The sequence below is a fragment of the Bacillus haikouensis genome (assembly GCF_013179555.1).
GTDB lineage: Bacteria > Bacillota > Bacilli > Bacillales > Bacillaceae_B > Rossellomorea > Rossellomorea haikouensis_A.
In genome coordinates this window covers 1-11,518 of sequence record NZ_JABMCR010000140.1, presented here as the reverse complement: position 1 = coordinate 11,518, position 11,518 = coordinate 1, and the positions used below count along the sequence as shown (strand labels likewise).

The following is an 11,518-nucleotide window of genomic DNA, read 5'->3' as shown; positions in this document are numbered from 1 at the left end:
GCGAAGTCATCAAAGCTGCGAAGACATTTGGCGTAATTGCAGCTATCAATGAAGGCTATGTAGGGACTGTTCCTTTAAATGAAGCGTTAAAAAACAGATTCGTAGTGGTGGATGTTCCATATATCGAGGGGGAAATACTGAGCTCAGTCATTAAAAAGCAGAGCCATTTGAATGATGAGAAACTAATAAAAAAATTTGTTGATCTTTCTTCAGATTTAATGATACAGGTGAAAAACGGCCAAGTTTCAGAAGAAGCAGCATCGATCAGGGCTCTATTGGATGCTTGTGACCTTGCTGTATATTTACCGGCAAAGCGGGCTATTCAACGCGGTATCATTGATAAACTGGAAGATGAGCGTGAGAAAGCAGCCATAAAAAATATTGCTGAAACCTTATTTGAATGAGGGATTGATTATGGAAAGGTTTATACAATTTAATGATGAAACCATTGATTCATTTTTATTTATGGAGATGGCCGATTTAGCAAAAACACTGGCCAAAGATGGTGAGATGGAATTGAAATATGGGCCGTATTCTTATATAGATTATAAAGAGCACACAGTGTATATCAGTCACTTTTGGGATCACAGGAAGAGAGCGGATGAGGTAAATGGATTAAAAAGTGATATTTACCTCAGGACTGTCGGAAATCTTATAGAGACAGATAATGAAGTAGTAAAAGACTATATAAAGAAAGTCAAAAAAACATCGATCCCGAGATTTTCCAAACAGTTATTTATGATGGGGGAAGAATTGCGGCTTGAGGAGATATGCAAGGCGAAAAGACCTGGGACAAAACCAGCATTCGCAACAAGAAGAGAGTTGTACCGTCAGTATTTTAAGGCTCAACTGAAGGTGAATTTAACGAAAAGCGTATTTACAGATTCATTGTTCAATGCTTTATTTCTTATTTTGAATGCCCAATCGCCATTGGAAGATCCCCCTTCCATTAACGAAGAACTCGACTTAGCCATGCCGTTTCTCCAATCTCAAATCACCCGCTTCTATGAGACGGATTCCACTGCAGAGGTAGTAAAAATTTGTTTGGGGATCATGGACGTTGTCGAAGAGATCGTAAAGAAAGATATGTTAAATGAATATTTTCATTTACCAGAAGACGCGTACGAGCAAGCTGAGCTTGCTGCAGAAACCTTTGACGATCTTAAAAGGAAGGATCCACTGGCTAATCAGGACGTCCTTGAGGAAGAAAGTACCGGTGATGAAGAAGTGTTGGATGAAGAATTCCGTACATGGCATAGAGAAACCGAGGATAAAGGGGAATCTTTTTTACAATTTGACCTGGATCAGGGGTCACAGTCTGATTTAATGGGTGAAGGTATCCGTGAAGGGGATGATGGTGATCAGGCACTGGCAATGGTACAAGGATCCGCACAAGAAACTGACAAAGAACATTACGAGAATGTGAAAGCAGCTGAGAAAGAACATGATGAACTAAAAGGAGGGGGGGAAAGTAAATATGGAAAAGATAATCGATATGCAATTCCTTACTTTCTTTCTCCTTCCATTCCGAACTCAGAAGATCGCATGCTTTATGACACTTATAAAGCAGAAATCGCCGCATTTCAAAAGAAACTTCAAAAAATGATTGAAAAAACGCTTGAGCATAAAAGGATTCAACCACGGTCAGACCTTCATGTTGGCCGCTTAAACAGCAAACTGCTGCGTTTTATCACAGATGATAATCCGAGGCTTTTTTACAAAAAACAAAATCCATCTTCAGAAATTGATGCTGTTTTTTCTCTCATGGTTGATTGCTCAGGTTCAATGTTCGATAAAATGGATCAAACAAAACTTGGTATTACCTTATTTCATGAGTCCCTGAAATCGGTTCGAGTACCCCACGAAGTAGTGGGATTCTGGGAAGATACAAGTAAGGCAACCAAGACCAGCCAGCCGAATTATCTTAAGCCCGTGATCAATTATACTGCATCTCTGAGATCTTCATCAGGAGCTGAGATTTTACAATTGGAACCTGAAGAAGATAACAGAGACGGGTTTGCCATACGATTAATGACGGAGAGAATCTTAAAAAGAAATGAAAAACAAAAGTTTCTGCTTGTCTTTTCAGACGGTGAACCGGCAGCGTTGGATTATGATCAAAATGGTATCGTCGATACGCACGAAGCGGTACTTGATGCAAGAAAACAGAGGATTGAAGTGATCAATGTTTTCCTTTCAAATGGACCTATTGATGAAGGTCAACGAAATACAATTCAAAATATATATGGAAATTACAGTATCTTGGTCTCTAATATTGAAGAGCTTCCTGACGTATTGTTTCCATTGCTACGTAAACTTCTATATAAAAGTATATAAAAATGAACAGACTGCAGGCGATCATCAAATTGGTGTAATCGCCTGTTTTTTTGTATAGAAAATGATCCTATTCATAATATTGTATTAGTAGGATAGTTTAAGGTTTAGGAAACATGAGTTGGGATATTAATGTAATCATAAGCTAAAGGTAGTTCGATATTGGAGGTTGTAACGTGGAAGAAATAGATTTGCATCATATTTTTGAGCTCGGACTTATTTTAGTGATGATCGCAGCTGGGATTACTGCGATTGCTAAGAAATTCAAGCAGCCATATCCGATTGCGTTAGTCATTGTAGGAGCGCTGATAGGCTTATTTAACATCCCTATTTTGGAACCACTTAAAGAGTTTATTACGGAGGGTGAGGTTTTTAATTTTGTCATCATTACACTTTTCCTGCCTGCACTATTGGGAGAGGCAGCATTAAAGCTCCCATTTTCCCAATTAAGTTCAAACAAAGAACCTGTATTGGCCCTTGCTTTCGGAGGAACGTTTCTTTCCTTTTTAATCATTGGATTCTCAGCCTACTATTTCTTTGACTTTCCTATTCCTGCAGCATTCGTGTTTGGTGCATTAATGAGTGCAACCGACCCTGTGAGTGTCCTTTCTATCTTTAAAAGCGTGGGAGTGAAGAAAAGGCTTGCTGTCGTAATTGAAGGAGAAAGTTTATTCAATGATGGTTTGGCTGTGGTCTTATTCAACATTTCTGCCTTCTATTTATTGACATACATAGACGCTGGATGGGCAGGACTTGGAAGTGGTTTGTGGGAATTCATTCGAGTTATATCATTAGGAATCATTATTGGGGGCTCACTTGGTTACGGTTTTTCCCTCCTTACAAAGTATTTTGATGATTATCCTTTAGAAATCATTTTTAGTATAATCTTATTTTATGGGTCGTTTCTGCTTGCTGAAAGTGTCCATGCTTCCGGAGTAATTGCAGTGGTCATTGCAGCACTCATCTTCGGGAATTATGGCGGGAAAATAGGTATGAGCCCCACAACAAAGCTGAACATCAACAGCTTTTGGGACGTAGCGGCTTTACTTGCGAATTCACTTGTATTCTTAATGGTAGGGCTTGAAATAACAAGGATCGATCTGATGGAGAAATGGCCATTGATATTTGCTGCCATTCCTATAGTGCTGATAGCCAGAAGTATTGCAGTTTATACTAGTCTTTCTTTGATCAGTAATTTCCCTCACAAATGGAAACACATATTAAATTGGGGAGGTTTAAAGGGCTCGCTTTCTGTTGCTCTTGTATTAAGTCTCCCAAGAGATTTTCCAGCGAGAGAAGATGTACTGATTCTGGGGTTCAGTGTTGTCCTTTTCAGCTTGGTAGTCCAAGGGTTAACCATTAAACCTCTAATTTCTTTTCTTGGTGTAAAGGCTAAAGAAGGGGAGCATCAGGAATTTCAGGAATTACTTTCACAGGTACACCGCTATGAAACCGCAATTTCTGAAATCCATCGTGTTAAGCAGAAGTTATATATTACCGATTCTGTCTCAGCAGAAATAATCGATATGTATAAGAAAAGAATTGCAATGATTAAAGCTCAATTAAATGAGCTTTATGAACAATATCCTGATTTGAAGAATAATCAAATTTTAACGATAAAAAAGCATGCTTTATATGCTGAATACGATGCTGTCATGAAACTTGAAAAGGAAGAGATCATTTCAAGCACTCTTGCAGAAAGGCAGTATGATGCAATTACGGATGCAATCGTAAATAATGAAGAAAAGTAAAGAGACGCAACTTGCGCCTCTTTACTTTTTTATTTCCATTAATTTTTGTTTTAATTCCTGTTCCATGACCACCATTTCCTGTTCGGCTTGTTGACGTTTTTGACGCCCCTCTGCTTGAATGGTCAATGTTTCCTCGATAGTCGCAATTAGATTTTCTTGCGTTTTCTTAAGTGTTTCTACATCGATGATGCCCCGTTCATTTTCTCTCGCCGTCTCAATACTGTTTGTTTTCAACATTTCAGAATTCTTCAGAAGAAGTTCATTGGTCGTCCTAGTTACCTGTTTCTGAGCGGTGACTGCTTTTTGTTGATTTAATAATGTAAGGGCGATTGCGATCTGGTTTTTCCATAAGGGAATTGCCGTCAGGATGGATGCCTGAATTTTTTCCGCAAGTGCCTGATTTGTGTTCTGTATGAGACGGATCTGAGGGGCTGATTGAATGGTCATCTGCCTGCTCAGTTTAAGGTCATGAATCCGCTTGTCTAATCGGTCAAGAAACTGCATGGTGTCATTGACTTCCTGGAATAGCAGCTCATCACCGGATGCTTCTGCCTTCTTCCTCAATTCCGGTAGAATGGTACGCTGTATATCATCCCGTTTATGCTCTGCAGCCGCAATATAAATGTTCAGTGCCTGGAAGTAGTCCTTATTTTTATCATAAAGGGTCTCCAATAACCTGTTATCATCCAACAACGTTTTCTTTGAATGTTCCAGGTTCACTGAAATACGGTCAACCTGGGAGCCGATCTTTTGATATTTGGAGAGTATTTCCTGCAAGGAAGAAGAGACCTTCCGGAACAATTTTTTAAATACTCCTTTTTGTTTTGAATTCAGTTCTTCCGGGTCCATTTGCTTAAGTTTTTTCATAAGGTCGCCTAAGACATCGCCAATTGGTCCGATGTCCCTTTTTTGAACCTGGTCAAGCATGGAATGAGAGAAATTAGACAGCTGGTTTTGAGCGGCAGTACCGTAGTTGAGAACGGCTTCATAATTTTTATGATCGATTTGTTCTGCCAATTGCCTTGCTTTATCTTGCTGCTCTCTCGGGAGTCGGTCCATTAATGTGGTAACTTCACCGGTTTGGTTTTTAATCTCGTTTGAAAAGGGATCGGACAATAGTTGATCTAATTCATTAAGCTCGTGACGTTGTTCCATCATAAAACCTCCATCATCTATTTTAAATCTTTTTTATGAGACAGGTGCTTGTTTGCAAAGTTCAATTCTATTTTCAAATGATCCATATCTTCAGCCAGCACCATCTGTAAATCCTCCTCCAATGAGGCAATCAACTCATCTAGAGTTGTACGGGTCTGCTGGAGGGATAAAAAGGTCTCCTGGTTTTTTCCGGGCTGAGCAGCCAAAAAAGTGTACTTTTCCGTCAATTCCACAACTGAATCCAAGTGGTAATAGAAAAAAGATTCAGCGGAATAATACCGTTTCGGCTCTTTATTCACTAATTGAAAGATTCTTCTCGATAACCGGTTTATTTCAAGAATTTGTTTAAATGCACCAAGTGAACGGACCTTTAGTTGCTGTTTTTGCAAACGGTTGATCTTTTCCTTTGCTTCTTTTAAATTCTTGCTAATATAACGGTAATCCTTTTTTGAAATTCCTTTTTTATTAAGCCACCAGCTTCTTTGTATTCCTTTTACCATAAGAAAGGAGAGGAGGCCAGTGACTGTTCCGGCTAGTAAAGTGTAGGGAAATCCAATATCAAATGACAGTAAATAGACGACAAAGCTGGTCATGCCTATAGAAACGGCAAGTACACTTCTTATAATAAAATGCAAAAACGTATTCATTTCATCTACCCCTTAAAAGAATGCTTTCCTATTATACGAACAACAGAATGCAAAAGTTTCATAAATATATTCTTATTCTAACAGAATGAAGCAGCAGGGTACTATTCGAGGGTCTTTATTCACGCTTATTAAATTGTAAGGAATTAACTACATTTTTTCAATTTAATAACATTTAGCGGATTTATGGTTAAAGAATTAAATTTTTTGATAGAATGACTTAGTAGATTGACGAGACAGGTGTGTGTGGACAGATGAAGAAAAAGATAATACTGATGGTCATGATTTTATTCGCCTCAACTTCAGCCATGGCATCAGCTAATGAATACCCCATAAAAAAACCGGATTCGCTTTTCAGTAAATCGGCTGTCTTGATAGATTCCGGTACTGGAAGTGTCCTTTATTCAAAGAATGCCAAAAAGAAAATGAATCCCGCGAGTATTACGAAAATTGCTACCGCTATCTATGCCATTGAACATAGCGATTTGGAGGATGTCGTTACAGTAAGTGAAAATGCGGCTAATACAGAAGGGTCGACAGTATATTTGCTGCCTGGAGAAAAGATTTCTTTAGACCAATTGATGAAGGGAATGATGGTCAACTCGGGTAACGATGCTGCAGTTGCAATTGCAGAGCACACTGAGGGATCGGTTAATTCCTTCGTGAAGAAACTCAATGAATTTTTGAAAGAAGATGTGGGTGTGAATAATACTCACTTTGAAAATCCGCATGGTCTTTACGATGAGAACCACTACACGACTGCTTATGATATGGCAAAAATCACAAGTTATGCTTTGAAAAACGATGTTTTCAGAAACTTTTTTGGGATTGATTCGTTTGAATGGAAGTCTGAAGGATGGAAAACGACTCTATTTAACCATCATAAGTTAGTCAAAGGTGAACTGCCTTATCCAGAAGTGACTGGGGGAAAGAATGGTTTCATAACTGAAGCCAATCATACACTGGTTACTTCAGCTGAAAACGATGGATTATCAGTTGTTGCAGTAACGTTAAATGCTCAAAGTAAACGGGCCATCTATGCAGATACGACTTCACTATTGGATTATGGATTGAATCAGTTCACACGAAGCTATCTTGCCAAGGACAGTGAATTTCAGACAGAGCGCAGCACCTATCAACTGAAGGCGGATTTTCATTACACAAAGCGAATTAGCCATTCAGTAGATGAGGTTGTGGATGATAAGGGGATATTGACGATTTACAATGAAGAGAACCAAGAAGTCGCATCCACTGAACTCCAATCGGTTCCGAAGTCAGATCGGGGCGGACAGGAAGTGTTAGCGTCCAGCAGCGATAAATTGGATGCCAGCGAACTCACTGATTCGAAAATTTTCTACCCTGTATTTCTTTATTTAATCATACTCGTTATGATGGGCATCTCTTTGATCAGAAAAAGGGAAAACGAACTCTAGTATGCATAATATAAACCAAACAGGCTGACCATGCGGCAGCCTGTTTACTGTTTAATCGACAATAATATATCCGATCATGGGACCGTTGTTTTTCATAGAATGATGACTCTCACATATTAATCGGTATGTTCCTTCTTTTGAAAAAGTAACATCAACAATGGTCTCCTCCCCTTTTTTTACGGTTCCCTTGACGTTTGTACCTTCGATATAAAATGGATGGGATTCACCATTAACACCATGGATGCGAAGCTGGACTGCCTTGTCTTTTTCTACGACGATCGTTCCTGGATCCCATCTGTATGTTTCAATTTCTTCTCCCTCAGCATTGTGCGTTTTGAATTCCCCCGTCACCAATTCAAATTTCTGAACGTCAGCCGATTTTCCCAATGAAACTGTAGGGAATGAATTTTGGGATTTATAAGCCCAAAAAGAGCCGATGCCGATAATCAGAATCGTGAACAAAATGGCAATTAAAGATGATTTCTTGAATACAAAAAATTTCAAGCTTTCTCCTCCTCGTTACTAAATTAAAGCAGCAGCCTTCTTTTATTGTTATGCGGGGCGGAGAGTGAACTTGTCTACTTCATTATAATTCATTTTCAAATCATTTTGATTTTAACGTGTTTTTATGTAGAATTTGAGGGAGACAGCAAGGAGGGGGAAGCATTGGTAAATGAGTGGAAAGTGATAATGACAAAAAGTGATGCCGAACCATGGTGGTTTTTTGAAGATTGGAAAAGGGATATTGTGGAAGAGTGGAAGTATGATAATAAATCTGATGCAATTGCTAAATACAAGGAAGAGATTGTAAGATTGAACCGCCTCTTACCTGAAATTAAGACGAAATACTATAATTCCTTCGCATTCTGGCACCCGGACGAAATAGTATTCTGTGAAGCATGTGATGATGATCTACAGATTTATCACGGGATCATTCTATTTGAAAATGATGATCCCATGGAGATGAGCGGCAATCAAGATAAACTAAAAGAAGAAATAAAGTCTTTGATTACCAAAAAAGATTGAAAAGAAGGAATGTGGCAAGTTGCCACATTCCTTGCATTGTATACAGACTTAGTCTGTAACACCGGTTCTAATTAGATTAAGTTCGACACTGACATCAAACGTTGCATCTTTATATAAATCATTCCACTCTTCCTGGGTAAGAGTATGATGATTTCTGACCGTTTTATATTCCATTCCAAAGCCTATGGGGTCGACATTTGTTTCTTGCAGCATCTTAATGTTCTTCATGATATTCTGTTTAATATATTTACTGGTTTCTTTCTCCACAAGGTTCAGGATTTTTGGATCAGACAGCTTCAATTTTTCTGTTATTTCATGAAGGCGGACATCAATTTTTAACTTGATTGTAAATGTGGGTTTTTCCTGCTTACCGGCTTTAACATGGTAATCTGATTTTATACCGTCAAAAACAATATATAATTTTTCCTCTTTATCTAATTCCTCCCAAGCCGAGTTTTCATCTTGCGACATATGAGATTTGAATGGTTCCATGGGCAATCCGACTTCCAAACTTCCGGCAGTATTATAGTTCTCAACTAACGACCGAATATAAAACAAATCCTCTTTGTTAATTTCTTTAACAAATTTATCCTTGTGGAATAAGGCAAATCCCTTAATTTTAAGTGTACCTTCTGTAGCGGACAGTAAGGGGAGGATGGGGTCTTTGCCTACACTTCCGTTATCTGTGATAAATTCCTGCAGAGTGGGAGCGATCAAAAGCTCACTTTCGACATTTTGTTTCACAAGGTTGTATAAATATGTTCCTTTGTTTGAGTGTTTATCAATCATTTGATAAGTGAGTATATCCTCTGCTGTTGTATCAGCAATGGCCAGGTACACCATATTACCGATGGAAGAATCTCTTTCGAGCGTATCGACAAGATGAGAGATCCCTTTACCTGCCAATTCTCTTCCGTAAATAGCAATCCTCAATTGTCCCGAAACAAGTTTATGGTCAGTATCGAAATTCATGGATAACCTTGCACCTTTTGTGGTGTTTGCTTTGCTTGTCAGAACTTTTTCAACATCCTCCATCGCGGGATTAAATTGATAAAGCACGAGCGTTCCTTTCAGCTCATCGTTATCAGATTCATCGTATCCCACTGCTGTTATCAACCCGAGACTCTCTAAGTATTTATTTTCCACACATCCACTGATCAATGAAACAGACATCAAGATTAATGGTAGTATATATCGTTTTTTCATCCTTTCGCTCCTTTCATTTTAGTGAATGACTGTTTGATTTTCACTAACATAAACAAGAAACAAGGATAAATGAATGACAAGATGAAACTTGACGCCCCTACTTTATCTGTAACCGTATTCATTGTTAATCGATCATCGATTAGAAAGCTGCTTGCTACAAGTGCAACGGCAAAGCCATATATGGTTTTTTTCTGGGAAAAATTGAATACACGTTTGACACCTTTCGTTGCAGCCCAAAAATATATACATATGTTAGGAAGGATGACCAGCATCCAAAAAGAAACTGCAATGAATTCAAATCTTTCAAGATTGGGGATTCTGACAATCTTGAACATGGACAGAACCGGCCATATCGTCTTCAATATTGATTCCTGAGAGAAAAAACCAATACTTACTGCAGTTACCAGAGTTAATAGGAACGTACTGTACCAGGTACCGAATAATGCATACCGTAATGCTTTCTTTTTTTCTTTAACGTAGGGATACACAATTAATAATAATTCAAAACCAATCACTGAAAAACTGACTTTATAAATTGCTTTCATATGTTCTTTCAATGAGGAGACAAAAACAGGCTGAAGATGATTGAGGTCCAAGTGCTTTATCGGAGTATAAATTACCAGTACAAGCCAGAAAGTGATGATTAAACCAAGAAAGGTAACCCCTACAACCACCCTGATTCCGCCAAGCACTGTGTAGCTTGCCAGAAAGACCAAGAATGATACTAACAGCCAAGTAGGCATTTTCGGGAAAATCCAGGCCTGCACCATTTCTGTGTAGTTCATCATAATTACATATGTAACAATCAGAAAATACAAGATGTATATAAGATTAAATAGTTTACTTATCCATTTTCCAAAGAGGTCATAGTGAATCCCATACAGGTCGGCACTGGAATAACAGGCAAGTAATTTTGATATGAAGAATAGAACTATCGAAACCACCACTCCTGATGCAATGATCGAAATCCATGCATCCTGCCTGGATTCCATGAATACGATCCTGGGAAGCCCGGCTATTCCAACCCCTATTTGAGCAGTATGGAGAATAAAAGCAACTAAAAAAGTGTTAAATATTAAGTTTTTCTTTGGTTCCAGATTCACTTTCATTCTGCTCACCCTTTATGTCAGTCTATGGTACGAAGGAATGATTCACCTACTGAAGAACCAACTTAGAAAAAAGGGGGAAAGGGAAATCATTCATCCACATCTTTTTTCTTTTTGACTTTTTTTGCAGGAATTCGGGTTGAATCAGCTGGGTGGTTTGATATCGGTCTCTGTAATAAAAATTGATAAGGGAGCCGAAAGATGCTATATTTCCAATCTGAAAATCTGAGTGGATAAATCGGTGACAGATACGGTCGACCCAATGTTGTGATTTTCAATAAATGAATCAATAGGAAGCAAAGGCAGAACATGATGCCGACGCCCCCGTAAAGGCCAGCCATCATGATGATAGGAAAACGAATCATTCGGACTGCTGTTCCGATAGCGTAGCTTGGTGCCGTGAAAGAGCCGAGGGCACTGATGGCAATGATGATAATCAGGATATTACTGGTGAATCCGGCGTCGACAGCTGCCTGACCGATGACAATACCACCAACGATACCCATGGTCTGGCCTACTTTTGTAGGCAGCCGTGCCCCTGCTTCTCTTAACAGTTCTATAATGAATTCCAAGAGAAGCGCTTCAAAAACTGGAGGGAAAGGTACATTTGAACGCGATTGCCCCAATGAAACCAATAATGCTGAAGGTATCACTTCATAATGGAATGTAAGTACGGCTACATAGGCAGGGGTCAATAACACGGAAAAAAATATCGCAATAAACCGGATCAATCGCAGAAACGTCCCCATGTTCCATCTCATATAAATATCCTCAGTCGACTCAAAGAAATTCATTAAAGTGGATGGACCGATAATAACAGTGGGACTTCGGTCGACAAGCAAGCCGATCTTTCCGTGCAGAAG

Annotated in this window: 10 protein-coding genes and 1 pseudogene; 5 read left to right on the top strand and 6 right to left on the bottom strand. The window is 38.8% G+C overall.

Translation table 11 applies throughout. From position 1 onward, the window contains the following. The 3 genes and pseudogenes from HP456_RS13915 to HP456_RS13905 form a co-directional block, all read left to right on the top strand. A pseudogene (locus HP456_RS13915) lies at positions 1-404 on the top strand (hypothetical protein); the annotation flags it as partial. A 10-nt stretch (positions 405-414) separates the two neighbouring features. Beyond that, positions 415-2,337 (top strand): nitric oxide reductase activation protein NorD, encoded by a 1,923-nt coding sequence (locus HP456_RS13910; RefSeq protein ID WP_172252085.1) that lies wholly within the window; start codon positions 415-417, stop codon positions 2,335-2,337. A gap of 173 nt (positions 2,338-2,510) precedes the next feature. Further along, positions 2,511-4,085, top strand: a complete 1,575-nt coding sequence (locus HP456_RS13905) for a cation:proton antiporter (RefSeq protein WP_172252083.1) — start codon at positions 2,511-2,513, stop codon at positions 4,083-4,085. A 21-nt stretch (positions 4,086-4,106) separates the two neighbouring features. Here the strand turns inward: HP456_RS13905 and HP456_RS13900 are convergent, their stop codons facing one another. Beyond that, entirely contained in the window at positions 4,107-5,243 is a 1,137-nt protein-coding gene (locus HP456_RS13900) for a toxic anion resistance protein (RefSeq protein WP_172252081.1), read from the bottom strand. A 14-nt stretch (positions 5,244-5,257) separates the two neighbouring features. Continuing rightward, positions 5,258-5,887, bottom strand: coding sequence for a 5-bromo-4-chloroindolyl phosphate hydrolysis family protein (locus tag HP456_RS13895; RefSeq protein WP_172252079.1), 630 nt, complete (start codon positions 5,885-5,887; stop codon positions 5,258-5,260). 251 nt (positions 5,888-6,138) lie between these two features. Between HP456_RS13895 and HP456_RS13890 the strand changes: the two genes are divergently transcribed. Then, positions 6,139-7,317, top strand: a complete 1,179-nt coding sequence (locus tag HP456_RS13890; RefSeq protein WP_172252077.1) for a D-alanyl-D-alanine carboxypeptidase family protein — start codon at positions 6,139-6,141, stop codon at positions 7,315-7,317. A 51-nt stretch (positions 7,318-7,368) separates the two neighbouring features. Here HP456_RS13890 and HP456_RS13885 read toward each other — a convergent pair whose 3' ends face one another. Next, the gene (locus HP456_RS13885; RefSeq protein ID WP_172252075.1) at positions 7,369-7,821 is read right to left on the bottom strand and encodes a cupredoxin domain-containing protein; all 453 of its coding nucleotides are present in this window, start codon (positions 7,819-7,821) and stop codon (positions 7,369-7,371) included. A 162-nt stretch (positions 7,822-7,983) separates the two neighbouring features. Here HP456_RS13885 and HP456_RS13880 point away from each other — a divergent pair, with 162 nt between their 5' ends. Next, positions 7,984-8,343 (top strand): DUF1033 family protein, encoded by a 360-nt coding sequence (locus HP456_RS13880; RefSeq protein ID WP_172252073.1) that lies wholly within the window; start codon positions 7,984-7,986, stop codon positions 8,341-8,343. A gap of 48 nt (positions 8,344-8,391) precedes the next feature. On the opposite strand, the gene HP456_RS13875 is transcribed toward HP456_RS13880, so the two are convergent. From HP456_RS13875 to HP456_RS13865, 3 genes are all read right to left on the bottom strand, one after another. Continuing rightward, on the bottom strand, positions 8,392-9,549 hold the full coding sequence (locus HP456_RS13875; RefSeq protein WP_172252071.1) for a Ger(x)C family spore germination protein: 1,158 nt from the start codon (positions 9,547-9,549) through the stop codon (positions 8,392-8,394). Beyond that, positions 9,546-10,658, bottom strand: coding sequence for a GerAB/ArcD/ProY family transporter (locus tag HP456_RS13870; protein ID WP_172252069.1), 1,113 nt, complete (start codon positions 10,656-10,658; stop codon positions 9,546-9,548). Before HP456_RS13870 ends, HP456_RS13875 begins: the two co-directional genes overlap by 4 nt. A gap of 86 nt (positions 10,659-10,744) precedes the next feature. Continuing rightward, positions 10,745-11,518: spore germination protein (locus HP456_RS13865; protein WP_172252067.1), on the bottom strand; the 774-nt coding region annotated here is incomplete at its 5' end.

Excerpts from the sequence above, each read along its gene's own strand:
- HP456_RS13910 (WP_172252085.1), top strand. The coding sequence starts at position 415 with ATGGAAAGGTTTATACAATTTAATGATGAAACCATTGATTCATTTTTA.
- HP456_RS13900 (WP_172252081.1), bottom strand. The coding sequence starts at position 5,243 with ATGATGGAACAACGTCACGAGCTTAATGAATTAGATCAACTATTGTCC.
- HP456_RS13895 (WP_172252079.1), bottom strand. The coding sequence starts at position 5,887 with ATGAATACGTTTTTGCATTTTATTATAAGAAGTGTACTTGCCGTTTCT.
- HP456_RS13890 (WP_172252077.1), top strand. The coding sequence starts at position 6,139 with ATGAAGAAAAAGATAATACTGATGGTCATGATTTTATTCGCCTCAACT.
- HP456_RS13875 (WP_172252071.1), bottom strand. The coding sequence starts at position 9,549 with ATGAAAAAACGATATATACTACCATTAATCTTGATGTCTGTTTCATTG.
- HP456_RS13870 (WP_172252069.1), bottom strand. The coding sequence starts at position 10,658 with ATGAAAGTGAATCTGGAACCAAAGAAAAACTTAATATTTAACACTTTT.